Origin of the sequence: Streptosporangium lutulentum (assembly GCF_030811455.1) — a bacterium.
In the GTDB taxonomy this organism is placed as follows: domain Bacteria; phylum Actinomycetota; class Actinomycetes; order Streptosporangiales; family Streptosporangiaceae; genus Streptosporangium; species Streptosporangium lutulentum.
The window spans coordinates 9,191,518-9,217,653 of the sequence record NZ_JAUSQU010000001.1 but is presented as its reverse complement, the minus strand read 5'-3'; the positions used below and the strand labels follow the sequence as shown (position 1 = coordinate 9,217,653).

Below are 26,136 nucleotides of genomic sequence, written 5' to 3'. Positions count from 1 at the left end.
CCAAATGGTAGGGTCCGAGGACTAAGGTCATCTTTCACGGTACCTGTCCCCTTTTCGGACAGGGGAGGAAGAGGGGTTGCCGTGCCAGGTGCGGACTCACTACGGGTTGCGCTGCTGTCCTACCGCAGCAAGCCGACCTGCGGGGGCCAGGGCGTCTATCTACGCCATCTCAGTCGCGAGCTGGTCGCCCTCGGGCACCGCGTCGAGGTGTTCTCCGGCCAGCCCTATCCCGAGCTCGACGAGGGCGTCATCCTCACCAAGGTTCCCAGCCTCGACCTGTATCGCGATGAAGATCCCTTCCGCACTCCCAAGCTGCACGAGTATCGCGACTGGATCGACTGGCTGGAAGTCGCGACCATGTGGACCGCGGGGTTCCCCGAGCCGCTGACCTTCAGCCTGCGGGCGCACCGCGCGCTGAAGAAGCGCCTCGGCGACTTCGACGTGGTGCAGGACAACCAGACGCTCGGCTACGGCCTGCTCGGCATCCAGAAGCTGTTCCCGGTGGTCGGCACCATCCACCACCCGATCAGCATGGACCGGCGGATCGAGCTGAAGGCCGCGCCGCTGCGCAAGCAGTTCTCGCTCCGGAGGTGGTACGGCTTCGTCCGGATGCAGGCCAAGGTCGCGCCGAGGCTGAGCCCGATCCTGACCGTCAGCGAGTCCTCTCTCGCCGACATCCACCGTGATTTCAACGTGCCCCAGGCCAACATGCGGCTCATCCCGCTGGGCGTGGACACCCGCTACTTCCATCCGCGCCCGGAGATGCCCAAGCGCCCCGGTTCCATCGTCGCGGTGGCCAGCGCGGACTCCCCGATGAAGGGCGTCTCGACGCTGCTGCGGGCGGTGGCGAAGCTCGCCACCGAGCGCGACGTCAACCTGACCGTGGTCAGCAAACCCACCCCGGGCGGCCCGACCGAGAAGCTGGTCGCCGAGCTCTCCCTGCACGACCGTGTCAGGTTCGTGCACGGCATCTCCGACACCGAGCTGGGCGAGCTGATCGCCACCTCGGAGATCTCGGTCGTGCCCTCCCTCTACGAGGGGTTCTCACTCCCGGCCGTCGAGCACATGGCCTGCGGCACCCCCCTGGTCGCCAGCCGTACCGGCGCGCTGCCCGAGGTGGTCGGCGACGCGGCGATCCAGGTGGCTCCGGGCGATCCCGAGGAGCTTGCCGCCGTACTGCGCCGCCTGCACGACTCTCCCGAGGAGCGGGCCGCGGTGGGCAGGAAGGGCTACGAACGGGTCATGGAGCGCTACACCTGGAACGTCGTCGCCCAGCGGACCGTGGAGGCCTACCACGAGGCCATCCAAGCTCGCCGCACGACGTAAGACCCCTCACACCGATCACCTCATTAGGAGCGACGAGTGCTGACTGTCGACTTCGGCCGGTTGCCCGTGGGGCCCGGAACCCGAGTTCTGGACCTGGGCTGTGGCGCCGGACGACATGCGTTCGAGGTTCTGCGGCGGGGCGCCGACGTGGTGGCCTTCGACATGGACGCCGAGGAACTGGAAGGCGTGGCGAGCATGTTCGCCGCGATGGACAAGGCCGGCGAGGTGCCCCCGGAGGCGACGGCGGAAACCGTGACCGGCGACGCGCTCGCCATGCCGTTTGAGGACGCGAGCTTCGACCGGGTGATCGCGGCCGAGGTGCTGGAGCACATCCCCGACGACATGGCCGCGATGCGGGAGATCTTCCGGGTGCTCAAGCCGGGCGGCCAGGCGGCCATCACGGTGCCGAGCTTCCTGCCCGAGCGGATCTGCTGGGCGCTGGACGAGGCCTATCACACGGCTCCCGGCGGGCATGTCCGCATCTACACGCTGGCCGAGCTGAGCGCCAAGCTGAAGTCGATCGGCATGGAGATCGGCCCGCACCACCACGCCCACGGGCTGCACGCGCCGTACTGGTGGCTCAAGTGCGCGGTCGGTGTCAACAACGACGACCACCCGCTGACCAAGGCGTACCACGAGATCCTGGTCTGGGACATCATGAAGCGCCCGGCCGCCACCAGGATCGCCGAGGCGGTGCTCAACCCGCTCATCGGCAAAAGCGTGGTGCTCTACGTCCGGAAGCCCGTGTGAGCGACCCCATGGACCGGAAGCGAACCCGACGCGGTGAGCGGAGCGGTTCGCTGAGGAACGAAGCGGCCCGCGAAGCGAATGAGGAGCGGTGAGCGACCTGATTAACTGGGAGCAGGTCGTCCAGACCGCCCGGAGCATCGCGGCGGTGCAGGAACCCGACGGCGGCATTCCCTGGCCCGAAGGACACGTGGACGCCTGGAATCACGTCGAGTGCCTGATGGCGATGAGCGTGGCCGGGCTCACCGGACCGGTGCGCAAGGGCTACGACTGGCTGGTCCGCACGCAAAGGGCCGACGGCTCCTGGCCGATGAAGCTGGTCGCGGGCAAGGCCGTCGAGCGGGGCGGGGAGTCTAACCACGCCGCCTACGTGGCGGTCGGCGTCTGGCACGAACTGCTGGTGACCGGGGACGAGCACTTCGCCCGCGAGATGTGGCCGGTCGTCCGATCGGCGCTGGACTTCGTGGTCGAGCTGCAGACCACCCGGGGCGAGATCGTCTGGGAGCGGGCGGCCGACGGCAGGCCCGCCGAGTACGCCCTGCTGACCGGCTGCGCCTCCATCCACCAGGGGCTGCGCAGCGGGGTGCTGCTCGGTGAGCATCTGGGCGACCCGCAACCCGACTGGGAGCTCGCCGCCGACCAGCTCGGTCACGTACTGCTCGCGCACCCGGAGGCGTTCGCCGACAAGAGCCGCTTCTCGATGGACTGGTACTACCCGATCCTGGGCGGCGCGGTACGCGGCCCGGCCGCCGAGGCGCGGCTGGCCGAGGAGTGGGACACGTTCGTGGAGCCGGATCTGGGCATCCGCTGCGTCTCCGACCAGCCGTGGGTGACCGGCGCCGAGACCTGCGAGCTGGTGCTCGCGCTGGACGCCGTGGGCGACCGGGACCGGGCGCTGAAGCTTTTCGCGGACATGCAGCACCTGCGGCACGAGGACGGTTCCTACTGGACCGGCTGGCAGTTCGTGAACGAGAAGTGGTTCCCGCACGAGCGCTCCGCCTACACCGCGGCCGCCGTCGTGCTCGCGGCCGACGCGCTGACCGGCCACACCCCGGCCTCGGGCGTCTTCCGTGACGCGGGCAGGTACGTGACCGATCGTCCCACGGCGGACTGCGGGTGCAGCCACGCCCGTTCGCGAGCCTGACGTCCCTTTCCCCGTCGCGGCCCCGGGCAGACCTCCAGACCTAACAATTTCTTTGCCCGGAACCAGAAACGCGGTGCTTGAAGGCTGGAATACGTCTTACTACGTTCGAGCCTGTGAGCAATGCGGAGGGCACCCGGGTAATAGCTCAGAGCGACGAGGCTGAGCGGGCCGCCCCGCACAAGGTCCCTGAGACGGAGAGAGCGGACGCGGGCGGAAGCGGCGCCGAGAGCGCCCCGTTCGCGGACACCGAGAGAGTCTCCGACGCTTTCGAGGACGACTTCTGGGACATTCCCTGCGAGAAGGCCGGCGTGGCGAACTACGGCACGGATCAAACCGGCACGCCGGACCACGGCACGGAGACCTGGGCGCCGGACCGCGGCACGGGTACGGATACGGATACGCCGCCCCTCGGGACGGAGGAGTCCCGCACACCGGACCACGGCGCGAAACCCGGCACGGAGACCGGCACGGCGCACACCGTCGTGGGAGAACCCGGCGCGGAGGACCACGGCCCGAAGGACGACGGCGCCGAGGACGTCCCGGACGCCGTGCGGGAGGAGCCGGACGTCCCGGCCCCCTCGGGCCCGGCGGAGCTGGTGCTGACCAGGCCGAGGGGCCTGGCCGGCCTGCTGTGGAAGAACCTCGGCCAGGCCGATTTCGGACCGCGCCGGTTCCGGCTGGGTCCGGCCCGCGAGCGGTTGGAGACCGCGGGACAGTCGTTCCTGACCGGGTTCAACGCGATGATCGCCCGAGAGGTCGAGCGGATCGACGACCTCCCCGAGGAACTGCGCGGCTTCGCCTACGAGGGCGCGGGCATGGCCTGCGCGCACCTCGACATCCTCACGATCACCGGCGGCAGACGGCTCAGGGACCTGCTCAACGGGCAGGGGATGCGATACCCGCACCTCGTCCACATGGGCACCGGCTGGGCGTACGCCCGGCTGCACATGCGGCCGATGTGGGGCATCCGCTCGGTCCACCCGCTGCTGCGCTGGCTGGCCTTCGACGGTTTCGGCTTCCACCAGGGGTTCTTCCTCACCGACAGGACGGTGGGGCGCCAGCGCACGGCCGGCCTGATGGACCGGACCCAGCGTGCGATCTTCGACCAGGGGCTGGGGCGGATGCTCTGGTTCCATGAGTGCGCTGGCGTGGACGACGTGGTCCTGCGCATCGCCGAGTTCCCCGCCGGCCGCCGCGCCGACCTGTGGAGCGGCGTGGGCCTGGCCGCCACCTACGTCGGCGGCGCGAGCGCCGCGGACCTGGAGTGGCTGGCCTCGGCCGCGACGGAGGACGGCTTCCGCGCCCACCTCGCCCAGGGCAGTGCCTTCGGCTGCGCCTCCCGGCTGATCTCGGGGATCGTCCCCGAGCACACCGTCGCGGCCGCGCCCGCCCTGTGCGGGGTGGAGGTGGACGAGGCCGGCGCCTGGACCGACACCACGCTCATCGCGCTGGGCCACAACGCGCACAGCGGTGACCACTACCAGGCCTGGCGAGCAGGAATCCGGAAGGCCTGGGCGCGGCGCAACCGCGATTCCTGACCTCCGGCCGCAGGCCCCGCCGCACCGCCCTCGCCCCGCTCCCCCTTCCGTGCCCGCTCCCGCGCGGCCTCTCCGAGGTTCCCGCGGGCGTCCGGCAGTGATCCGTGCGAATGCTTGAAGGGTGCGCCGAATGTCCGTTGCGATCGTGGGGTTGGCCTGTACCTACCCGGACGCGCCTGATCCGGGGGCGCTGTGGGAGACGGTGCTGTGGCGGCGGCGGGCGTTCCGGCGCATGCCGGTCGAACGGCTTGACCTGGCCGACTACCACTCCTCCGACCGGCTGGCCCCCGACCACACCTACAGCACCCGCGCCGCCCTGATCGAGGGCTGGGAGTTCGACCGGACCGCCTTCAACGTCTCCGGCGCCGCGCACCGCGCCGGGGACCCGGCCCACTGGCTCGCCCTGGAGACGGCGTCCCAGGCCCTGGCCGACGCGGGCTTCCCCGGGGGGAGGGGACTCGACCGCGATCGGGTCACGGTGGTCATGGGCAACACCCTGACCGGCGAGGTCTCCCGGGCCGCCACCCTGCGACTGCGCTGGCCGTACGTGCGCCGCGTGCTGGTCTCGGCCCTGGCCGGGCTTCCCGAGGAGACGGTCACCCGGGTGCTGGCCCGCGCGCGGAGCGAGTATCTGCGGCCGTTTCCCGAGACCTCCGAGGAGACTCTGGCCGGAAGCCTGTCCAGCACGATCGCCGGACGCGTCTGCGACCACTTCGACCTGCGCGGCGGCGGATACACCGTGGACGGCACGGGCGCCTCGTCCCTGCTGTCCGTGATCGCCGCCTGTCGCTCGCTGCTGGACGGCAGCGCGGACTTCGCCCTGGCCGGGGGCGTGAACCTCAGCCTCGACCCGTTCGAGCTGGTCGGCCTCGCCAAGGCGGGCGCGCTGGCCGAGGAGCGGATGCGGATCTACGACACCCGCTCGGACGGCTTCTGGCCCGGTGAGGGGTGCGGGATCGTGGCCCTGATGCCCACGGCCGGCGCCAGGGCCGCCGGGGTCCGGATCTACGCGGAGATCGCCGGTTGGGGCGTGTCCTCCGACGGCGGGGGCCTGACCCGTCCGGAGTCCGACGGCCGGCTCCTGGCCCTGCGCCGCGCCTACGCCCAGGCCGGGGTCTCCCCCGTCGAGGTGGCCCTGTTCGAAGGTCAAGGCACCGGCACCCCCGTCGGTGACACCGCCGAACTCACCGCGCTCACCCGCCTGCTGTCGGGCAGCGTACGGCAGGCGGCCCTCGGCTCCGTCACGGCCAACATCGGGCACACCGGGGCGGCTGCCGGGGCCGCCGGACTGATCAAAGCCACCCTGAGCATCGCCTCCGGCGTCCTGCCTCCCACCACCGGCTGCGGCTCCCCCCACTCCCTCCTCGCCGCTCCCGGCGCCCCTCTTCGCGTCCTGTCCATCCCCGAGCCCTGGCCCTACGGCCCCCGCCACGCGGGGGTGAGCGCCACGGGCTTCGGCGGCGTCCACGCCCACCTCGTCCTCACCGCCCCGGCCCCGGCCGAGGCGAACAACCTCATGGATCCGGCACGGCCCGCGCCCGATCGTCCGTCGCCGGACGAGCCCCTGGTGTTCGCCTTCTCGGGCGAGGACGCGGAGGCCGTGCGACCGGTGCTGGAGCGGGTCGCGGACCAGGCCACCCGGTGGTCGGAGGCGGAGCTGTGCGACCTCGCCCACGCGCTGGGGAGCGCCTCGGCCGGGCCTTTGCGGATCGCGATCGTGGCGGGGTCCGCGGAACAGCTCTCCGAGCGCGCGGAACTCGCCCTGAAACGGCTGGACACCCTGGAGTCCGGCAGTCTCGTCGCCCTTTCGGGGCTCTACCTCGGGCAGGACGTGAAGGGACGGGTCACGTTGCTCTTTCCCAGCCAGGAGGCCCCCGACGGCGACTTCGACGCCGACCGCCCGATCCCGGACACGGCGTCCGCGGAGACCGTCGCCGCTCTCTGGGCGGACACCGCGATCCAGGATCTCACCGCCCTCTACGGCGATCACCCGGCCAGGCCCGTCGACATCTGGCGCGACCGCGTCTTCGTCTCCAACCCCTGCTCGTCCCCGCAGGGCGCGGGGGCGGGCGCCGAGCGGGCGGGCGGTGCCCCGGCGTCGGGCGGCGGCATCGCGGGAATCGTGATGGGACTGGTCGCGGGGGTCATCGCGAGGCTGCCGACGTCGGACGAACCCGAGCACGTCGGCAGGACGGGACCCGTGGCCGGGGTCTCGCACTGGGTGAGATGTTTCGCCGAGGCCCCGGAGCCCGGCGGCTGGGACGTCCCCGCCGCGCACGAAGGCGCCGATCCGGACGGGGAGGCGGACGGCCCGGAGGACGCGGAGATTCAGGGCAGGCGGATCGTGATCGACGATCCGTTGCGCCCCGGCGCCGCCGAGGCCCTGATCTCGGCGGCCCGCGAGGCGGTCGCGAGCCGGGATCGGCTGGCCGTGGTCTGCGCCTCGGACGCCGTGTCCGGGTTCCTGGGCAGCCTGCGGCTGGAGCACCCCGACCTCGACCTCGGCGCCGGGGAGCCACGCGCGAGGACCGTGATCGCCCTTGACGGGGAGGGCCCGCTGCCGGTGGGCCCGGAGGACGTGGTACTGGTCAGCGGGGGCGGCACGGGGATCGGATTCGCATGCGCCAGGGCGCTGGCGGAGGCCGCCGGGTGCGCTCTGGCCCTGCTCGGGCCCCGCCGTCCGAGCCACGACCCGATCCTGAGAACCAACCTGCAGATGCTGTCCGTCAAGGGCATCCGGTACGGCTACGCCGCGGCGGACGTGAGTGACGCCGGCGAGGTGAAGCGTGCCGTACGAGAACTGGAGCGGACGCTCGGACCCGTCACCATGCTGATCCACTCGGCGGACGTCAACCGGCCGGGCCGGTTCGCCGAGCTCACGGCCGAGGACTTCGAGCGGCACATCGCGCCCAAGCTCACCGGGCTGGACAACCTGCTCGCCGCGACCGCGCCCCGCAGGGTGGTGACGTTCGGGTCGGTGATCGGTCTGTACGGCCTGGCGGGGGAGAGTCACTACGCGCTGGCCAACGGGCTGATGAGAGAACGCGTCAGAAGGATCGGCGGGCTGAACATCGACTGGTCGGTATGGTCGGGCGCCGGGATGGGCGAGCGACTGGGCGTGCTCGAATCGCTGGTCAAGACGGACGTGACGGCCATTCCCTCACGGGAGGGCGTGGAGCTGTTCCTCGGCCTGCTCAGGACCAAGGATCTGCCGTCCAGCGTGGCCGTGCACGGCCGGCTGGGCGGGCCCGCCGCGCCCTGCCCGGGAGGAGGGCGGTTCCTCGAAGGGCTGCGGGTGCACGTCCCCGGCGTGGAGCTCGTCGCCGACAGCCGCCTGTCGATCGAGTCCGACGCCTACCTGGCCGACCACCGGATGGACGGGCAGGCGACGCTGCCCGCGGTGGTGGCGCTGGAGGCGATGGCGCAGGCCGCGGGCGCGCTGACCGGGCGGCCCCTGGACGAGGCCGCGGAGATGACGTTCGACCGGCCCGTCGTCGTGCCCGAGGCGGGCGGCACCACGATCCGGGTGTGCGCGCTCCGGCACGAGCAGACGGTCGAGGCCGTGATCCGCAGCGAGGAGACCGGATTCCACCTGGATCATTTCAGGGCGGTGTTCCCGGTGAACCCGGCGGGCGAGACCCTCTTCGTACCGCAGCTGAACCGCGACGGCACCGAACCGCTGGACGCCAAGGACCTGTACGGCGCGCTGTGCTTCTCCACCGGAAGGTTCCAGCGGGTCAGGGAGCTGACCCTCGTCGAGGCGCGGAACTGCCGGGGCGAGCTGCGCGGCGACGACCCCGACGGCTGGTTCCAGGACAGGCCCGTGCTGGGCAGCCCGGGACTGAGCGACGCCACGATCCACGCGCTGCAGGCGTGCGTGCCGCACCGGCGGCTGCTCCCGGTCGGCTGCGAGCGGCTGGTGGTGCGGCCGTCCCAGGGGGACGTGCGGCTGCACGCCACCGAGCGCGGGCACGACAGGGGCGAATATGTCTGGGACGTGACCACGACCGACGTGCGCGGGCGGCTGGTGGCCGCGTGGATCGGGCTGCGGTTGAAGGACGTCGGCCCTCTCCCCCGGCGCGACCCGTGGCCGGCGAACCTGCTGGCCGTCTACCTGCAGCGGGCCGCGGTCGGTCTCGGTCTCGATCCGGCGCTGCACGTGACCATGACCGGCGGGACGTCCCGCAGCCACCTGGACGACCTCGTGCTCGGCGTGAACGGTCCCGCGTACTGCGACTGGGAGCGGGTGGGAGGTGCGGGCAGGACGCTGGGGCCCGCGTTCGACCCGCTGATCGCCGAACTGCTGCCCCGCTGCGGCGAACCGGAGGAGACCGTGTCCGCCCGGATCCGGACGGCCGTCGAGTGCCTGTCCAAGGCGGGCAGGCCGACGACGACCCCGCTCGTCGTGGTGGGGAGTCACGAGGAAGGCTGGCTGCTGCTGCGCGCGGGCACCGGCCTGATCGCCTCGGCGGTGGTGCGGGTGAGGGGTGTGCGGGAGCCGGTGGCGGTCTCCATCATGACCGAGCGGTCGTGAGACCCGCGCCCTCCGGCGCCGGATCACCTCCGGGGAGACGACCTCGTACGCCGCGGTCGCCGTTCACGCCCGGCGCGCTCGGCTCCTTCCGGTCCTTCCAGGAGGAGACGGCCTCGTGCGCCATGGTCGCCGGGCGGGTGCGCCCCGGGTCATCCGATGCCGGAGCCGACCCTCTCCAGCACCCGCAGGGATCCCTCGTGCCGGATCTCCTTGAACGCGCCGGAGGCGAGAGCCCGCCGGTAGACGAGGTGCGGTCCCTGCCCGCCCCGCGCCGGGTCGGGGTAGACGTCGTGGAAGACCAGAGCGCCGCCCTCCACGATGTGCGGGGCCCATCCCTCGTAGTCCTTGGTGACCGGCCCCTCGGAGTGACCGCCGTCGATGAAGAGCATCGCCAGCGGGGTGTTCCACAGCCCGGCGACCCGCTCGGACCTTCCGACGATCGCGATGACCTCCTCCTCAAGCCCGGCGGCGGCGATCGTGCAGCGGAAGGAGGGCAACGAGTCCATTTTGCCGAAGCGGAGGTCCATCAGCGTGGGGTCGTGGTGCACCCACCCCGGCTGAATCTCCTCGGAGCCCCGGTGGTGGTCCACGGTGAAGACGACGGATCCGGCCTGCCTGGCTCCCGAGCCGAGGTAGAGGGCCGACTTCCCGCAGTAGCTGCCGATCTCACAGATCGGGCCGAGCGGGCCGTACTCGACGGCGGTCTCGAACAGCACGAGACCCTCCGCGTGGGGCATGAATCCCTTCGCTCGCTGGGCGGCGTACAGCAGGTCGGCGGGCATGGTGGCGGTGCTCATCACAGCAGCCTACCTAGACCGAACAACATTCCAAATGGCCCTTGCCCGGCCTTATGGAACATGTTCTACTTTGCACCGTGAACCAGCGCACCCGCATCGTGATGTCCGACGACGAGGTGACGGCTTTCGTCCGTGAGTCGCGAAAGCTCCAGCTCGGCACGATCAATCCGGACGGGACACCGCACATGGTGACCATGTTTTACGGGCTGGTCGAAGGAGAAGTAGCCTTCTGGACCTATGGCAAGGCCCAGAAGACACTCAACATCCAGCGGGACCCCCGGGTGAGCTGCCTGATCGAGGCCGGCGACGAATACTCCGACCTGCGCGGAGTCCTGATCTACGGCGTGGCCCGGCGGATCGACGACCCGGAGGGCGTTCGCGGCGTCGGCATGAACGTGGCCCGGCGAATGGCCGGAATGCCCGACGAGGAGGAACTCCTGGCGGAGTACGTCGCCTACACCGGCCGAAAGCGGGTCGCCTTCGTGGTGGAGCGGAGTCGAGTGATCTCCTGGGATCACCGTAAGCTCGCCATTCCCGCCTAGGAGGTTCACATGAAAATCAAGGTCGACTATCTGGTCTGCGAGTCCAACGCCGTCTGCACCGGACTCGCCCCGGAGGTCTTCGAACTCGACGACGACGACCAGCTGCACCTGCTGCTGCCTGAGCCGCCGCCGGAGATGACGGACCGCGTCCGGCATGCCGTGCGGTCCTGCCCCAAAGCCGCTCTCTCCCTTGAGGAGAACTAGGAAGGACCCCCATGCGTGGTGCGCTTCTGCATGCCGTCGGTGACGACAAGCTCGACATTCGCGATGACTTCACCCTCGCCCCGATAGGCCCGACCGATGTCCGGATCAAGATCAGGGCGACCGGCGTCTGCCACTCCGACCTGTCGGTGATCAGTGGTGTGCTTCCCATGCCCCTGCCCATCATCCTCGGCCACGAGGGCGCGGGCGAGGTCCTGGAGGTCGGCGACCACGTCTCCACGGTCAAGCCCGGCGACCATGTCATCGTCAACTGGAACCCGGCCTGCGGCGGTTGCCCGAACTGCCTGGTCGGCCAGCCGTTCCTGTGCACGACCTATCTCATGGACAGCTTCGTCAACGCCCGTTTCCGCTTCGGCGGCGACACCCCGGCGTTCGGCATGGCCGGATGCGGCACCTGGGCCGAGGAGATCGTCGTCCCCTGGCAGGGCGCGATCAAGGTCGACCCCGAGGTGCCCTTCGAGGCCGCGGCGCTGATCGGCTGCGGCGTCACCACCGGCGTCGGCGCGGTGCTCAACACCGCCCGCGTCAAGGCCGGTTCGACCGTGGTCGTGGTGGGCTGCGGCGGCATCGGCCTGTCGGTGATCCAGGGTGCCCGGATCTCCGGTGCGACCACGATCCTGGCGATCGACCCGGTGGAGTCCAAGCACGAGCTGGCCAAGAAGGTCGGCGCCACCCACGCCGTCACCCCCGAGCAACTCCCGGACGCGCTCGGGACGCTGACCGGCGGCAAGGGATTCGACTACGGCTTCGAGGCCGTCGGCAAGTCCGCCACCATCATGACCACCTGGCAGGCCACCCGCCGGGGCGGCGACGTGATCGTGGTGGGCGCGGGCGCGATGGACGACACCGTCCCGCTGAGCGCCTTCAGCCTGCTGTTCGAGGGCAAGAACATCCTCAGCTCGCTGTACGGCGGGTCGGACGTCCGGCGGGACTTCCCGTTCTTCGCCGAGCTCTACAAGGCGGGCAAGCTCGACCTGGAGAGCATGATCAGCGCCCGCATCAAGCTGGCCGACCTCAACGACGCCGTGGCCGCGCTGAAGGGCGGCGAGGTCCTGCGTCAGATCGTCGTCCTGGACTAGCCCGTCCTGGGAGGGCGCAGCCGGGCAGAGGGCTCTCCCGGCTGCGCCCTCCCAGCGGTACGGCCCGCGACCGCCGGCGCGATCGGCGGACGCGGGCCGTACCCGCCCGACGGGAACACCCGTGAGCCGGAAGATTCCTCCTTCAGCCTTTCAACGTCCGGGCGATCGAGTCTCCACGCCGTTGCCACCCATCGCACCACGTTGCCCGCGGCGGCCACGGCGCGCTCAGCTTCTCCGCTCGGTTGAGCTCCTTACCGGGCCCCGCGCAGGACATCCCCGTCACCGTCCCGCCGGCTACGGCCGCGCGGCGGCATGAGGACCGCGGCCGTGGTGGCTACCGGCATCACAGCCGCGACGCACAACAACGATCAGGCCGCCGATCCGTCCGCCGGAGCGGTGCGGATCGGCGGCCTGGTCCGCCTTACGCCGAGGAGTCCTTACTCCGAGGAGAAGGCCGCGTCGAAGGACGACGACGGAGGCGTGATGGCGTTCAGCTTCCGAATGATGCCCAGCGCCTCGGGGGCGCCGTCCAGCCGGTCCATGCCCGCGTCCTCCCACTCGATGGAGATGGGACCGTCGTAGCCGATGGAGTTCAGGGCCCGGAAGCAGTCTTCCCAGGGCACGTCCCCGCGACCGGTCGAGACGAAGTCCCAGCCACGCCGCATGTCCGCCCAGGCCAGGTGCGACGCGAGCCGGCCGCGCCGCCCGTTGCCGGTGCGGACCTTGGCGTCCTTGCAGTCCACGTGGTAGATCCGGTCGGCGAAGTCGAGGATGAACCCGGCCGGGTCCAGGTCCTGCCACACCATGTGGGACGGGTCCCAGTTCAGCCCGAACGCCTCACGGTGACCGATGGCCTCCAGGGCCCGGACCGTCGTGTAGTAGTCGTAGGCGATCTCGCTCGGGTGCACCTCGTGCGCGAACCGGACGCCGACCTCGTCGAAGACGTCCAGGATCGGGTTCCACCGGTCGGCGAAGTCCTGGTACCCCTCCTCGATCATCGAGGGCGGCACCGGCGGGAACATCGCGAGCGTGTGCCAGATCGACGACCCGGTGAATCCGACGACGGTCTTCACCCCGAGCTTCGCCGCGGCCCTGGCGGTGTTCTTGATGTCCTCGGCCGCGCGCTGCCGTACCTCCTCCGGATCTCCCGAGCCCCAGATCCGCGCCGGCAGGATTCCCTTGTGCCGCTCGTCGATCGGGCTGTCGCAGACGGCCTGGCTGACGAGGTGGTTGGAGATCGTCCACACCTTCAGGTTGTGCTTGGCCAGCACCTCCAGCTTGCGCTCGACGTAGGAGTCGTCGGCCAGGGCCTTGTCGACCTCGAAGTGGTCGCCCCAGCAGGCGATCTCCAAGCCGTCGTAGCCCCACTCGGACGCCAGGCGGCAGACCTCCTCGAACGGGAGGTCGGCCCACTGGCCAGTGAACAACGTGATAGGCCTGCTCATGACACCACCGTCCAGCGGCTCTCGTCGGCCGCGCTCGTCTCTACCGCCGCCAGCACCCGCTGCACCCGCAGGCCGTCCTCGAAGGACGGCGACGGGGCGACACCGGCGGCGACCGCCTCAAGGAAGTCCTTCGCCTCGTGGGTGAAGGTGTGTTCGTAACCGAGCCCGTGCCCCGGAGGCCACCAGGCCGCCGCGTACGGGTGTTCGGGTTCGGTGACCAGGACGCGGCGGAACCCCGCCTCGGCCCCGCTGAGGGTGTGGTCGTGGAACCACAGCTCGTTCATCGCCTCGAAGTCGAAGGCCAGGCTTCCCTTCGAACCGTTGATCTCGATCCGCAGCGAGTTCTTGCGGCCCGAGGCGAACCGGGTGGCCTCGAACGAGGCCAGCGCCCCGCCCCGCATCCGCCCGATGAACAGTGCGGCGTCGTCGACGTCGACCGTCCCCCTCTCGGAGGTACGGCTGTCGCCGGCCAGACCGGAGGAGGCCTCGGCGAGGGGGCGTTCCTTCACGAACGTCTCGGTGAGAGCCGAGACGCCCGCTATCACGTCACCGGTGATGAACTCGGTGGTGTCGATGATGTGCGCGCCGATGTCACCCAGCGCGCCCGAGCCCGCCTGGTCCCGCTGCAACCGCCAGACCAGCGGGAACTCGGGGTCGACGATCCAGTCCTGGAGATACTGCGCCCGGACGTGGCGCAGCTCCCCCAGCCGTCCCTCGGCGACCCACCGTCGGGCCAGCGCGACGGCCGGGACCCGCCGGTAGTTGAAGGCGACCATGGCGTGCACGCCTCTGGCAGCCGCGTCGCGAGCCGCCTCGGCCATCGCCTCGGCCTCGGCCACGGTGTTGGCCAGCGGCTTCTCGCACAGGACGTGCTTGCCGGCGGCCAGCGCCGCGATGGCGATCTCCGCGTGGGAGTCGCCCGGCGTGCAGATGTCGACGATGTCGACGTCGTCGCGGCGGATCAGGTCGCGCCAGTCGGTTTCGACCGCGCCCCAGCCGAGCTGCGCGGCGGCGGCGGTCGTACGCTCCTTTGAACGGCCGCAGAGCGCGGCCATCGTCGGTGTGACCGGCAGGTCGAAGAACGCCGAGACGCTCCGCCAGGCCTGCGAGTGAACGCGCCCCATGAACGCGTATCCGACCATGCCGATCCCCAGTGTCGGCTTGTCGTCATGTGACATCAGGACTCGAATCCGAGCGGCAGGTACTGGGCGACGTTGTCCTTGGTGATGGTCTCCGAAGCCAAAGTGATCGACTGCGGCACCTGGTTCTCCACCAGGTCGCTCATGCCCTTGCCCTGCGCGATCAGACGAGCCAGCTTGATGGCCGACGACGCCATGGTCGGGCTGTAGGTGACGGTGGCCTCCAGCACGCTGGAGCCGGACTGGATGTCACGCATCGCGTTGGCCGACCCGGCGCCGCCGACCATGAAGAACTCGCTGCGGTTGGCCTCCTTGATCGCGGCCAGCACGCCGATGCCCTGGTCGTCGTCGTGGTTCCAGATCGCGTCGATCTTCTTGTGCGCCTGCATCAGGTTGCTGGCCACCTCGGTGCCGGACTCCACGGTGAACTGGGCGTCCTGCTTGGCGGTCACCGTGAACCCGAAGGTCTTCAGCGCGTCCTCGAAGCCCTTGCTGCGGTCTTGGGTCAGCGGCAGCGTGGCGATGCCCTGGATCTCCAGGATCACCGGGTTGGCCACCCCCTTCTCCTTCAGCTTGGTGCCGATGTAGTGACCGGCCGCCACGCCCATGCCGTAGTTGTCGCCGCCGATCCAGGTGCGATAGGACAGCTTGTCCGGAAACACCCGGTCCAGGTTGATCACCGGGATGCCGGCGTCGCTGGCCTGGCGGGCGATCTGGTTGAGCTGCTGGCCGTCGTTCGGCAGGATCACCAGGGCGGCGACCTTGGCCGCGATCAGCGATTCCACCGCGGAGATCTGCGCGTTGATGTCGTTGGTCGGCTCGACCGGCTTGAACTCCACGTCGGGGTATTCCTTGGCCGCGGCCTCGGCGTTCTTCGCGATCGCCGCGATCCAGCCGTGGTCGGCGGCCGGGGCGGAGAATCCGATGACGACCTTGGTGCCCGGGGCGTCGTTGCCGCCGGCCGGGGCGGGCGCCGCCGAGGAGGGCGCGGCGGCCGGGGCGGCGGCCGGGGCGTTGCTGGTGCATCCGGTGACTAACGCGCCGGCGCCAAGAACGGCTCCGCCGAGGAGGAATCCCCGACGGGCGACGTTTTCTGCCATGAACCTGCTCCTTTGAAAAGGGGGTGAAAAGGTAGGTGACGACTCCCGCGAACCCCTGACCGGCCGCCGGGAGAATGCGCCCTCCCTCTCGCCGGACCCCGCCGCCCGAGCCGGTGTCGATCCTCGCGACCTCGGGCCCGGCGCCGGACGACGGCGCCGTACTCGCGGATCGACGAGGCCCACCATGGGCCGGTCGGCGGAACCCTCGTGGCAAGAGGGGACGTCTAGGTTCGTGATTCCAGGCTGCGCCGCTGCAGCAGCACCGCCACCACAATGATCAAACCCTTCGCGATCAACTGATCACTGGTGTTCAACCCGTTCAGAATGAACAAATTCGTGATCACCGTGAAGATCAACAGACCCAGGATCGACCCGATGATCGACCCCCGGCCCCCGGTCAGCAACGTCCCGCCGATAATCACCGCCGCGATCGCATCCAACTCATACAAATCCCCATGCGTCGACGACCCCGTCGTGGTCCGCGCCATGATCAACACAGCCGCGATCCCACAACACAACCCCGACAGCGCATACAACAACATGGTGTGCCGGCGCACATCGATCCCCGCCAACCGCGCCGCCTCCGGATTACCCCCCACCGCATACGTGCGCCGGCCGAACGTGGTCCGATTGAGCACCACCCAGCCCACCGCGACCACCACCGCGAAAATGTAAACCAGCACCGGCACCCCGAACACCCGGCTGGTCGACAAATCCACAATCAGCTCATTGCCCTGCTGCACCAGCTGGGTGCGCCGATCCGACATCCGCTGCGCCAACCCACGCGCGGCCACCAACATCGCCAGCGTCGCGATGAACGGCACCATCCGCCCATAAGCGATCAAGAACCCATTGACCAGCCCGGCCCCGGTGCCCACCGCCACCGCACACACGATCATCACCGCCGGCCCGTACGCCTGGGTGGCCAGCGTGGTGGCCCACACCGACGCCAACGCCATCAGCGCCCCGACCGACAGGTCGATCCCCCCACCGATGATCACGAACGTCGCCCCGACCGTGATCACCCCGATGGTCGCGGCCAGCGACAGAATGCTCACCAGATTCGAGGTGGTGGCAAAGGTGTCCGGGACGGTGACCAACCCGACCACCGCCAGCAGCACCAACGCCACCACCAGCCCGAGATGACGGGCCTCCCCCAGCCGAGCCAACGGCCCAAGCGCCACCGGGGAGCGCCGCACCTGCGCCGACCCCCTACCCGGGTCACCGGCGGTGACCGTACCCACCGGGCTCCCCGGGCTTCCCGTCTCGCCCGCCGAGTCCACCGGGCCGCCGGCCGGGGTGGTGTTCCTGGAGTCGCTCACAGCGCACTCCCCTCCATGATCATGTCGAGTACCCGATGTTCGTCCAGCTCCGCCGCCGCCGCCCGATGAATGACCCGACCCTCCCGGATCACCAACACCCGATCGGCCAACCCCAACACCTCCGGCACCTCACTGGAGACCAGCAACACCCCCACCCCCGTATCGGCCAACCGCCGCACCACCGCATACAACTCCGCCCGCGCCCCGACATCCACCCCCCGCGTCGGCTCATCCAGCAACAACAACCGCCGCCCGTTGACCAACCACCGCGCCAGCACCGCCTTTTGCTGATTACCCCCCGACAACGTCTTGATCGGCCGCTCCGGATCCGCCGGGCGGATATCCAACGCCGCCACCAACTCCGCCGCCTCGGCCGCCTCCGCCCGCCGATCCATCCACCCCCACCGCGAATACCGGCCCAAACTCGCCAGGCTGATATTGCGCGTCACACTCTGATCCAGCAGCAACGCCTGCGCCTTACGCTCCTCCGGCGCCAACCCCATCCCCCGGCGCACCGCCCCAGACGTACCGCCCCGGCCCACCGGCCGCCCCTCCAACACCACCGACCCGGAAAACCGGCGCGCCCCGTAAATCGCCTCGATGATCTCCGAGCGGCCCGACCCGACCAACCCGGCCAACCCCACGATCTCCCCGGCCGCCACCTCAAACGACACCCCGGCGAACACCCCCGGCACCGTCAAGTCCCGCACCCGCAACACCGGCTCACCCCCACCGGTGCTCTCCTCCGTCCCCGCGGCGGGGGCGGGGCGGCGCGGCGGAAACACATACTCCACATTGCGGCCGGTCATCAACGCCACCACCTGCGCGGTCGGCGTCGTCTTGGCCGGCAACCCCACCGCCGCGGTCCGCCCGTCCTTGAGCACCGTCACCCGATCCCCGATCTCGCGGATCTCCTCCAGCCGATGCGAGATGTACACCACCGCCACCTGCTGCGCGGTCAACTCCCGGATGATCCGAAACAGGTTGCCCACCTCGTCATGCGCCAACGCCGCCGACGGCTCATCCATGATGATCAACCGGGTGTCATGCGACAACGCCCGCGCCATGCTCACCACCTGCTTGGCCGCCGGCGACAGCCGGCCCACCTCGGTGTTCGGCCGGATCTCCCCGTGCCCCAGCCGCTCCAGCAACCCGCGCGCCGCCCGGTTGGCCTCGCCGCGGCTGACGAATCCCAGCCGGGCCATCTCATGGCCCAAGAAGATGTTCTCGGCCACGCTCAGCCCGTCGACCAGGTCCAGCTCCTGGTAGATGGTGGAGATCCCCAGCTTGATCGCCGCGGTCGGCGACGACAGCCGCACCGCCTCCCCACCCAGGGTGATCGTGCCCTCGTCGGGTTGATGCGCCCCGGCCAGCACTTTGATCAGCGTGGATTTTCCCGCGCCGTTCTGGCCCAGCAGGCAGTGCACCTCACCGGGCAACACCTCCAGATCGACGCCGTCCAGCGCACGCACACCGGGAAACTGCTTAACGATCCCCCGCATCAACAGCAGGGGGGTGTCATCGGACATGAGGCCTCGCTGATCGTTCATGGAGCCGAGAAAACGTGGTCACTGCTGAGCCGGGCCGCGCCGATCACACCGGCGTCGGCTCCGAGTTCCGACAGCACGATGGGGAGGTTGCCCGTCGCCAGGGGCAGCGACCGGCGGTAGACGACGCTTCTGATCTCCGCCAGCAGGACGTGGCCCAGCTTGGCCACGCCTCCCGCGATGATCACAAGTCCCGGGTTGAAGAAGCTGACGAGCCCGGCGAGCACCGTGCCGACCCTGCGCCCGCCGTCGCGGATCAGCCGCACCGCCTCGGCGTCGCCCATCTCGGCCGCCGCGGCGACGTCCTCTCCGGTGAGCGTGCCGGTCCGCCGGAGCCGTTCGCCGAGATACGGCGAGCGCCCGGCGACGGACGCGGCCTCCCTGGCCAGGGCGGCCCCTCCGAAGTAGGCCTCAAGGCAGCCGACGTTGCCGCAGGCGCAGGTGGGCCCCTGGTCGTCGACGCGGATGTGGCCGATGTCGCCGGCGCTGCCGGAGACGCCCCGGTAGATCTTGCCGTCCACCACGATCCCGCAGCCGATCCCGGTGCCGATCTTGACGAACAGGAAGTCGTCCACCTGCTTGGCCAGCCCCGCGTGAAGCTCGCCCAGCGCCATGATGTTGACGTCGTTGTCGACCGCCGCGGGGCAGCCGAGTTCCTGGCCGACCATCTCCCTGACGGGGTAACGGTCCCAGCCGGGCATGAGCGGTGGTGCGACCGGCATTCCCTCCCGGAAACTGACCGGCCCGGGGACACCGATTCCGACCCCGTGCAGGTGGGCGAAGAACCCCTGGGCGCGCAGCTTCCCGACCATCTCCGTGGCCTGGTCGAGCACGGCCGCGGGCCCTTCGCGCACGTCGCACGGCTCGCTCAGGTGGCCGAGGATCTTCAGCTCCGCGTCGGTGACGGCCACGTCGATCGAGGTGGCGCCGATGTCGATGCCGGCGAAGCGCAGGCTTGCGGCCAGCCGTACCATGCCGGACCTGCGCCCGCCGCGTGAAGCCGCCAGGCCCGCCTGTTCCGCCAGGCTCAGCTCGATCAGCCGGTCGATCTCCAGGTTGAGCTTGGAACGCGACAAATCAACCACATCGCCGAGCTCAGCACGTGACCATGCTCTCTCGCGCAGCATCCGGAGGAGCACAGCCTGATGGGCGGTTTCCGGCCGGGCGGTAATCCGCTTCACAACACCTCCGCGTTCGGAGTTGGCTGAGCAGAAGTTAACCCACTTCTGCTTGCCTTGTGAAGAGACTTTTAGTTGCGATTCGCCGACTTTTGCAGATTTCTACAAAAGTCAGTAAACCCGTACCGGGCTCGGTCCGGTGGCGCTCATCACCACGCGGTACGGCCGGGCGGCTCGATGGTGCTCAAGCCGCCCGGCCGTACCCGGGGCCGTTCGGTGACGCTCAGCTCACGCGGGTGAGCCTCCACTGCTGGTTGGTGCCGGTGCCGCAGGTGCCCTGGGTGAGCTGGACACCGTCGGCGGTGGAGGCGCCGGGAACCTCCAGGCAGTGGCCGCTGCCGACGGAAGTGATCTTCCAGTTGCCGTTGGCCGCCGGTGCGAACCTCCACTGCTGGTTCGTGCCGGTGCCGCAGGCCCACTGGATGATCAGCGCGCCCGGGGCGGTGGACGCGCCGGTCACGTCCATGCACTTACCGCTCAGGACCGAGGAGAGGGAGAAGTTGCCGTTCCCTCTGTCGACGGCCCTCCACTGCTGGTTGGTCCCGCCGTTGCCGCCCCACTGCAGCACCCTGGCGTTGTCGGCCGTGGACTGGCCTTCGACGTCGGCCACCTTGGAGCTGTGCGCGGCGGTCAGGGTGTAGACGGCGTTCGCCACGGGCCCGCTCGAACCGCCGCCGCCTCCGACGCCCGGCCCGTTCAGGGTGAGGGAGTCGAGGTCGAACTGGTTGGCGGTCGGGTGCCTGAACACCAGGAACAGCGGGTGACTGCCCGACAGTGCCGCCACGGGGGTGGCGGTCAGCGACTGGTAGGTGTCCCAGCCGCCGGTGTTCGGCACGGACGTGGTGGACAGGAGCTGACCCGTCGGCGAGTCGGCACGCAGCTCGATGGTGCCGCCCCCGACGGGCGAGGACACCCGGTAGGCCACCGAGGTGATCCCCTGGACGCTCATCGGCGAGAAGGAGATCCAGTCGTTGTTGGAGATGTCGCCCACCCGTTTGCCGTTCTGCGCGCCGGCCTGGTCGACCACCCGGACGCCGGACGAGCCGGTGAAGTACTCGGCCTGCTTCTGCCGGGGCTGCAGGATCAGGTTGGCGGTCGCGGCCAGACCGCCTCTGTCGGTGTAGGTGGCGGTGAGGACGTAGAAGGTGTTGGCGTCGGCGTCATGCCCCGAGTTCGTGGTCACGACGGTTCCCGAACAGCCGGTGAACTGGCCGGTGTCGTGGCTGTGGGTGTCGTGTCCGAGCGCCGTGATCACGTTGACCCTGGAACAGTCGATCGTGCCGTCCTCCGGGTCGGTGACGGTCACCGTGTAGGGGACCGAGTCGCCGAAGGAGATGGCCCCGCCGTCGGGCGGCGAGCCGAACCTCACGATCGGCGCGGTGTTGCCGACCGTGATGGGCACCGTCGCCGAGCCGCTCTTGCCCGAAGGGTCGGTGATCGTGAGCCTGGCGGTGAAGGTGCCGTTGGCGGTGTAGGTGAAGGAGGGGTTCGCCGCGGTGGAGTCGGTCGAGCCGTTGCTGGTGAAGTCCCACGCGTAGGTGAACGGGTCTCCGTCGGGGTCCGAGGATCCGGCCGAGGAGAACTGGACGGTGAGCGGGGCCTGTCCGGAGGTGGGCGTGCCGCTCGCCTTGGCGGTCGGGGTGCGGGACCCGCTGACGTAGTCGATGCGGTAGACGCCGTCGTCGGGATTGGCGCCGCCGTAGCCGGCGCCCCACTCGATGAGGTACATCGCCCCGTCGGGGCCGAACTTCATGTGCATCGGCGACCTGAACCCGAGGTTGGACAGGAACCGGTTGGTCTTCAGGACGTTGCCGCTGCCGTCCAGCCGCATCTCGGCGAGGTAGTTGCGGCTCCACTCGTAGAAGAACGGGGTGTCGTCGAAGTAGGCGGGGAACTTCGTCTCCGAGGGGTTGGCGGCGTCGTAGTGGTAGAACGGCCCGCCCATCGGGGCCGCTCCGCCGGTGGTGCCCATCTCCGGCCACTCGGGCGTGAGGTGGTAGGTGTACCAGACGGTGGCCGCCTTGACCGCAGGCAGGTTCGTCAGGCCGGTGTTGTTGGGCGAGTTGTTCACCGGCGCCGCGCAGTTGAACTTCGGCCCCGAGGTGGACGTGGCGAAGTTGTAGTCGTTGAACGGCGTGTTGTTGCCGACGCAGTACGGCCAGCCGTAGAAGCCGGGCGACTTGATCAGGTTCCACTCGACGGTGCCCTCGGGCCCGCGGTTGGCGTTGGCGCTCCCCGCGTCGGGACCGTAGTCGGCCATCGAGATCCAGCCGGTCTCCGCGTCCACCGCGAACCGGAACGGGTTGCGGAAGCCCATCGCGTAGATCTCCGGGCGGGTCAGCGCGGTGCCCGGCGCGAACATGTTGCCCGCCGGGATCGTGTAGGTGCCGCCGCTCTCCGGGTGGATCCGCAGGATCTTGCCGCGCAGGTCGTTGGTGTTGGCCGAGCTGCGCTGGGCGTCGAAGTTCGCCCGTCCCGGACGCTCGTCGATCGGCGCGTAGCCGTCGGAGGAGAAGGGGTTGATGTCGTCGCCGACGCCGATGTAGAGGTTCCCCCCGGGTCCGAAGGCGAGGTTCCCGCCGGTGTGCCCCGGCTCGTCGGTCCTGGTCGCGGGGATGGTGAGGAGCTTCTTCTCACTGGCCAGGTCGAGGGTGTCCCCGTTCAGGGTGAACCGGGAGACCTGGTTGACCGCCGCCGATCCGGCCGGGGAGTAGTTGAGGTAGACCCAGCGGTTGGTCGTGAAGCCCGGGTCGAGGACCAGGCCGATCAGCCCGTCTTCGCCGCCGGTGTAGACGTTCAGCGTGCCGGTGACCACGATCTGGCCGTTCTTGCGGATGAGCATGAGCTTGCCGGAGCGGGAGATGTAGTAGACGTCCCCGTTGGCGGCCACGTCGAGCTGCATCGGCTGGTCGGGGGCGCTGTCGAGCGTCACCTTCTGGAAGCGGTTCCACACGGTGCCGCCGCAGTCGCCCTCGGCGTTGCCCGCCGCCCACCTGATGCCGCCGAGCACGTGCTGGCGGAACAGCGTCTCGTTGTAGGAGGCGATCTGGTGACCCATTCCGGTCGCCCAGACGCGCCCGCCCTCGGCCGAGCGGCACCAGGAGATCGGGTGGTCGGCGCCCATCTTGCTGGGCCCGGCGTCGTAGGTGGTCTCGTCGGCGGTGACCAGGACGTGGACGTCGCCCCGCATGCTCCTGTCGAAGTTGTACCACTCCTCGCTGCGCGTCCAGCGGTCGGGCAGACCGGCGGTGGAGGGGTGCTTGTGGTCGAGGACCTTGGCGGTGCCCTGCACGATGCTGGAGTGCGCGGTCATGTGCGCGCCGCCCATGATGAGCTGGTCCCACCAGGGGAACTGGGCCTCGATGTTCATGTCGGTGGTGTTGTGGACCGCCACGATCCCGCCGCCGTTGTTGACGAACCTCTGGGTGGCCTGGCGCTGGGCCTCGTTGTCCCAGACCATGCCGGAGTTCTGCAGCATGATCACCGCGTCGAAGGTGGCGAGGTTCGCGTCGGTGAAGGCCGTCGAGCTGGCGGACTGGACGACCTCGAAGTTGTTGGCGGACGCCAGCGCCTGCACCATCGCGATCCCCGCCGGGATCGAGTCGTGGACGTAGTCGGCGGTCTCGGTGAACAGCAGCACGCGGAAGTCCGCCGCTGCCCGTACGGCTTGCGCGTTCGCCGAACCGATGGGTAACAGGAGCAGAAGGGGAGCCATGAGGGCGATGAGCAGGCGACGCATGGAATCTCCTGGGGGGTGAGACCTGCGGAGCGGGCCGGGCGACTTCCATCGGGGCCCGAGGTGCCGGGAAATCTAGGGGGGGGGGGGGACATAAGCAAGATTTGTCGATTTCCGACTTATTTCCTCCTTATTTCCGGATACTAAATACGGGTTCTGTCGATGGTCAAGCAAAAGATTGGCTGTTGTCATCCGAACCCAGGTCAGGGGTGGCGAAAGTATCGTCATGCAGGGAGAAAACACCGGTTTCGGACAGCAAAAAGGGCGCCCCCACCCGGGAGGGCGCCCTTGGGCGCGAAAAGCGTCAGGTCGTCAGAGCACGGCCTTCATGTCAGAGCATGGCCTTCATGGAGGTGGCCGTCTGCTGGCCGAGGGTGGTCGGGGTCAGGTAGGGCTGCTCGGCCATGATGGCCTCCCAGTTGTCCCGGATGTCCTCAACGGTGTGGTCGTCCTTGCTCCATCCGGGCCCCTCCGCCACGAAGACCCGGGCGACCCGGCCGGCGCCGACGCTGAAGACCTCGCCGCTGGTCTCGCAGGACTCGTGCGCCAGGAACGTCACCAGGGCGCTGACCGCCTCCGCGGTGAACTTGGCCTCGAACTCGGCCGGGAGGATCGACTCGGTCATCCGGGTCCAGGCGATCGGCGCGATCGCGTTGACCTTGATCCCCGCCCTGGCGCCCTCGATGCCGAGTGTCTTGGTCAGCCCGACCAGACCCATCTTGGCCGTGGAGTAGTTGGCCTGGCCGAAGCTGCCGAACAGGCCCGCGGGCGAGGAGGTGTTGACGATCCTGCCGTAGCCCTGCTCCTTGAGGTGGGGAAAGGCCTCGCGGCTGACCAGGAACGAGCCGCGCACGTGGACGGCGAGGACCTGGTCGAACGCCTCGACGCTCATCTTGCCGAAGGACTTGTCACGCAGGATGCCCGCGTTGTTGACGACGATGTCCAGCCGCCCGAAGGCGTCGATCGCGGCCTGCACGATCGCCTTCGCCCCCTCGGGGGTCGCGACGTCGTCGGTGCTGGCGACCGCCTCGCCGCCGTTCTTCCTGATCAGCTCGACCACGTCGGCGGCCGGCCCGGCGGAGGCGCCCGTGCCGTCCAGTGTCCCGCCCAGGTCGTTGACGACCACTTTGGCGCCGCGCTCGGCCAGCGACAGCGCGTGCGAGCGTCCGAGACCGTGCCCGGCTCCGGTGATGACCGCGACCTTGCCGTCAAACCGCAACTCCGACATCCGCCACCCTCTCACGAGAATATAGTTCTGTTTCCTGGACAATAGTCGCCTGGAGCCCCATATGCCATTGGCAGAAAACCACATGTTGTCGGACCGTCGCGGATAGTCACCGACCGTATTAATTTCTGCTAAAGTTTTTGCCCCGCACCGGGCGAGGGTCAATGACGACACTCCTCACTTTCTCTCAGTACGCCCCCGCCCAAAAACCCGGGCTGGAGGCCCTGCATGCCCTCATCGCCGCCCCTTCGTGTGGTCCAATGGGCCACGGGCGCCGTCGGTAGATACTCCCTGCGCAACGTGATCACCCGCCCCGAGTTCGACCTGGCCGGGGTGCTCGTCTACGACCCGGACAAAGTCGGCCAGGACGCGGGGACGCTCGTCGGACTCCCCGAGGCCGGCATCGTCTGCACCGACGACGTCGACGCGATCATCGCCATGGACGCCGACTGCGTCTTGCACATGCCACTGCCCGCCTCGTATTTCGGCGGCGGTCATTCAATCGACGTGGAGACGATCTGCACCCTGCTCGCCGCGGGCAAGAACGTCATCACCACGACCGGATTCGTGTATCCCAAGTGCTACGGCCCGGGTGTGATCGAGCGCCTGGAGACCGCCTGCCGCATCGGCGGCTCGTCCCTGCACGGCACCGGCATCAACCCCGGATTCATGAGCGACCTGCTCCCCCTCGCCCTGACCGGCCTGTCCAGCCGGGTCGACCACATCTATGTCCGGGAGACCTCCGACTTCCGGGGCCACCCGTCCCGGCAGGTCGTGGTGGACCTGTTCGGCTTCACCCGCTCGGCCAAGGACTACGCCGCCGCCGTCCGCCCGTTCCGCGCCTACCAGCGCTCGCTGTTCGCCGAAAGCGTCCAGTTCGTGGCCGAGAACCTCGACGTGACCCTCGACGGGATCGACGAGAGCGACGAGTTCGAGCTCGCCTCCGAGGAGTTCGAGATCGCCGCGGGCCTGGTCCGGGTCGACACCGTGTGCGCGTCCCGCTGGACGTTCACCGGCCTGGTCCGCGGCCGTCCCTTCATGACGGTGGAGTGCGTCTACAAGGCCGACGCCACCAAGGTTCATCGCTGGTCCGAGCCCGGTTTCAGCATCCACATCGAGGGCGTCCCCCAGATGACGCTCAGCGTCGAAGAGATCTCCCACGGCCTGGCCGGCGCCGCCGCGCACGCCGTCAACTCCGTGGCGGCGGTCTGCGCCGCCCCACCCGGCATCCACACGGTCCTCGACCTTCCCCTCGCCACCGGCCGGGGAACGGCCCGCATCGCCTGACGGTCGCACCGTCCGACGGTCCGCTTCCGGCCCCTCCCGGAGGCGTCCCGCCCTCCTCGGCGACCCATGTCGAAAAGGTCTGCCCGTTTTTAACATGTAATTCTCCATTCAAGGGGATTACCGGTCTCGTACACCGCTTTTTATCAAGCCGGCCGTCAACCGACCTGAAGGCATGGTTCCGCAGGCGGTGAAAACGTCACGAGAAAACCAGTCCCGATCAAAAATCAC

The 26,136-nt window shown here is 69.5% G+C and carries 18 protein-coding genes; 9 read left to right on the top strand and 9 right to left on the bottom strand.

What is annotated here, in order from left to right:
* Positions 1 to 81: 81 nt before the first annotated feature.
* The 5 genes from J2853_RS41605 to J2853_RS41585 all read left to right on the top strand — a co-directional run bounded on the left by J2853_RS41605 (position 82) and on the right by J2853_RS41585 (position 9,289).
* Positions 82 to 1,326: a glycosyltransferase family 4 protein gene (locus J2853_RS41605; RefSeq protein WP_307567015.1), complete on the top strand. Its 1,245-nt coding sequence runs from the start codon at positions 82 to 84 to the stop codon at positions 1,324 to 1,326.
* A gap of 36 nt (positions 1,327 to 1,362) precedes the next feature.
* Complete coding sequence (locus tag J2853_RS41600) at positions 1,363 to 2,076, top strand: class I SAM-dependent methyltransferase (RefSeq protein ID WP_307567013.1); 714 nt, start codon at positions 1,363 to 1,365, stop codon at positions 2,074 to 2,076.
* 88 nt (positions 2,077 to 2,164) lie between these two features.
* Positions 2,165 to 3,217, top strand: coding sequence for a prenyltransferase (locus tag J2853_RS41595; RefSeq protein ID WP_307567011.1), 1,053 nt, complete (start codon positions 2,165 to 2,167; stop codon positions 3,215 to 3,217).
* Between the two features lie 113 nt (positions 3,218 to 3,330).
* Entirely contained in the window at positions 3,331 to 4,755 is a 1,425-nt protein-coding gene (locus J2853_RS41590) for a DUF1702 family protein (protein ID WP_307567009.1), read from the top strand.
* Between the two features lie 130 nt (positions 4,756 to 4,885).
* Entirely contained in the window at positions 4,886 to 9,289 is a 4,404-nt protein-coding gene (locus J2853_RS41585) for an SDR family NAD(P)-dependent oxidoreductase (RefSeq protein WP_307567006.1), read from the top strand.
* A 149-nt stretch (positions 9,290 to 9,438) separates the two neighbouring features.
* Here the strand turns inward: J2853_RS41585 and J2853_RS41580 are convergent, their stop codons facing one another.
* Positions 9,439 to 10,086 (bottom strand): class I SAM-dependent methyltransferase, encoded by a 648-nt coding sequence (locus J2853_RS41580; protein ID WP_307567004.1) that lies wholly within the window; start codon positions 10,084 to 10,086, stop codon positions 9,439 to 9,441.
* A 77-nt stretch (positions 10,087 to 10,163) separates the two neighbouring features.
* On the opposite strand from J2853_RS41580, the gene J2853_RS41575 reads away from it, so the two are divergent.
* The 3 genes from J2853_RS41575 to J2853_RS41565 are packed head-to-tail and all read left to right on the top strand — an operon-like array spanning position 10,164 to position 11,929.
* Positions 10,164 to 10,628: a pyridoxamine 5'-phosphate oxidase family protein gene (locus J2853_RS41575; protein WP_307567002.1), complete on the top strand. Its 465-nt coding sequence runs from the start codon at positions 10,164 to 10,166 to the stop codon at positions 10,626 to 10,628.
* 9 nt (positions 10,629 to 10,637) lie between these two features.
* Positions 10,638 to 10,832 carry a ferredoxin gene (locus J2853_RS41570; protein ID WP_307567000.1) on the top strand — a complete coding sequence of 65 codons (195 nt, stop codon included), beginning with the start codon at positions 10,638 to 10,640 and terminating at the stop codon, positions 10,830 to 10,832.
* Positions 10,833 to 10,843: 11 nt separating this feature from the next.
* Complete coding sequence (locus tag J2853_RS41565) at positions 10,844 to 11,929, top strand: Zn-dependent alcohol dehydrogenase (RefSeq protein ID WP_307566998.1); 1,086 nt, start codon at positions 10,844 to 10,846, stop codon at positions 11,927 to 11,929.
* 437 nt (positions 11,930 to 12,366) lie between these two features.
* On the opposite strand, the gene J2853_RS41560 is transcribed toward J2853_RS41565, so the two are convergent.
* The 8 genes from J2853_RS41560 to J2853_RS41525 all read right to left on the bottom strand — a co-directional run bounded on the left by J2853_RS41560 (position 12,367) and on the right by J2853_RS41525 (position 24,624).
* A complete protein-coding gene (locus J2853_RS41560; protein ID WP_307566996.1) occupies positions 12,367 to 13,374 on the bottom strand; it encodes a sugar phosphate isomerase/epimerase family protein in 1,008 nt (335 codons plus the stop codon).
* Positions 13,371 to 14,552: a Gfo/Idh/MocA family protein gene (locus tag J2853_RS41555; RefSeq protein WP_307566994.1), complete on the bottom strand. Its 1,182-nt coding sequence runs from the start codon at positions 14,550 to 14,552 to the stop codon at positions 13,371 to 13,373. Before J2853_RS41555 ends, J2853_RS41560 begins: the two co-directional genes overlap by 4 nt.
* Positions 14,552 to 15,613 (bottom strand): substrate-binding domain-containing protein, encoded by a 1,062-nt coding sequence (locus J2853_RS41550; protein WP_307556150.1) that lies wholly within the window; start codon positions 15,611 to 15,613, stop codon positions 14,552 to 14,554. Before J2853_RS41550 ends, J2853_RS41555 begins: the two co-directional genes overlap by 1 nt.
* Before the next feature lie 224 nt (positions 15,614 to 15,837).
* A complete protein-coding gene (locus tag J2853_RS41545) occupies positions 15,838 to 16,935 on the bottom strand; it encodes an ABC transporter permease (RefSeq protein ID WP_307566992.1) in 1,098 nt (365 codons plus the stop codon).
* Entirely contained in the window at positions 16,932 to 18,485 is a 1,554-nt protein-coding gene (locus J2853_RS41540) for a sugar ABC transporter ATP-binding protein (RefSeq protein WP_307566990.1), read from the bottom strand. Before J2853_RS41540 ends, J2853_RS41545 begins: the two co-directional genes overlap by 4 nt.
* Positions 18,482 to 19,567, bottom strand: a complete 1,086-nt coding sequence (locus tag J2853_RS41535) for an ROK family protein (protein WP_307566988.1) — start codon at positions 19,565 to 19,567, stop codon at positions 18,482 to 18,484. Before J2853_RS41535 ends, J2853_RS41540 begins: the two co-directional genes overlap by 4 nt.
* Before the next feature lie 316 nt (positions 19,568 to 19,883).
* Complete coding sequence (locus J2853_RS41530) at positions 19,884 to 23,399, bottom strand: ThuA domain-containing protein (protein WP_307566985.1); 3,516 nt, start codon at positions 23,397 to 23,399, stop codon at positions 19,884 to 19,886.
* Positions 23,400 to 23,727: 328 nt separating this feature from the next.
* On the bottom strand, positions 23,728 to 24,624 hold the full coding sequence (locus J2853_RS41525) for an SDR family oxidoreductase (RefSeq protein WP_370879557.1): 897 nt from the start codon (positions 24,622 to 24,624) through the stop codon (positions 23,728 to 23,730).
* A 225-nt stretch (positions 24,625 to 24,849) separates the two neighbouring features.
* On the opposite strand from J2853_RS41525, the gene J2853_RS41520 reads away from it, so the two are divergent.
* The gene (locus tag J2853_RS41520; RefSeq protein WP_307566981.1) at positions 24,850 to 25,908 is read left to right on the top strand and encodes an NAD(P)H-dependent amine dehydrogenase family protein; all 1,059 of its coding nucleotides are present in this window, start codon (positions 24,850 to 24,852) and stop codon (positions 25,906 to 25,908) included.
* The last annotated feature ends 228 nt before the right edge of the window (positions 25,909 to 26,136 follow it).

What these genes read in the sequence shown, in the direction of transcription:
- J2853_RS41585 (WP_307567006.1), top strand. Translation starts at nt 4,886, where the DNA reads ATGTCCGTTGCGATCGTGGGGTTGGCCTGTACCTACCCGGACGCGCCT.
- J2853_RS41565 (WP_307566998.1), top strand. Translation starts at nt 10,844, where the DNA reads ATGCGTGGTGCGCTTCTGCATGCCGTCGGTGACGACAAGCTCGACATT.
- J2853_RS41530 (WP_307566985.1), bottom strand. Translation starts at nt 23,399, where the DNA reads ATGCGTCGCCTGCTCATCGCCCTCATGGCTCCCCTTCTGCTCCTGTTA.
- J2853_RS41570 (WP_307567000.1), top strand. Translation starts at nt 10,638, where the DNA reads ATGAAAATCAAGGTCGACTATCTGGTCTGCGAGTCCAACGCCGTCTGC.
- J2853_RS41525 (WP_370879557.1), bottom strand. Translation starts at nt 24,624, where the DNA reads ATGTCGGAGTTGCGGTTTGACGGCAAGGTCGCGGTCATCACCGGAGCC.
- J2853_RS41580 (WP_307567004.1), bottom strand. Translation starts at nt 10,086, where the DNA reads ATGAGCACCGCCACCATGCCCGCCGACCTGCTGTACGCCGCCCAGCGA.
- J2853_RS41540 (WP_307566990.1), bottom strand. Translation starts at nt 18,485, where the DNA reads ATGAACGATCAGCGAGGCCTCATGTCCGATGACACCCCCCTGCTGTTG.
- J2853_RS41520 (WP_307566981.1), top strand. Translation starts at nt 24,850, where the DNA reads ATGCCCTCATCGCCGCCCCTTCGTGTGGTCCAATGGGCCACGGGCGCC.
- J2853_RS41560 (WP_307566996.1), bottom strand. Translation starts at nt 13,374, where the DNA reads ATGAGCAGGCCTATCACGTTGTTCACTGGCCAGTGGGCCGACCTCCCG.
- J2853_RS41555 (WP_307566994.1), bottom strand. Translation starts at nt 14,552, where the DNA reads ATGTCACATGACGACAAGCCGACACTGGGGATCGGCATGGTCGGATAC.
- J2853_RS41550 (WP_307556150.1), bottom strand. Translation starts at nt 15,613, where the DNA reads ATGGCAGAAAACGTCGCCCGTCGGGGATTCCTCCTCGGCGGAGCCGTT.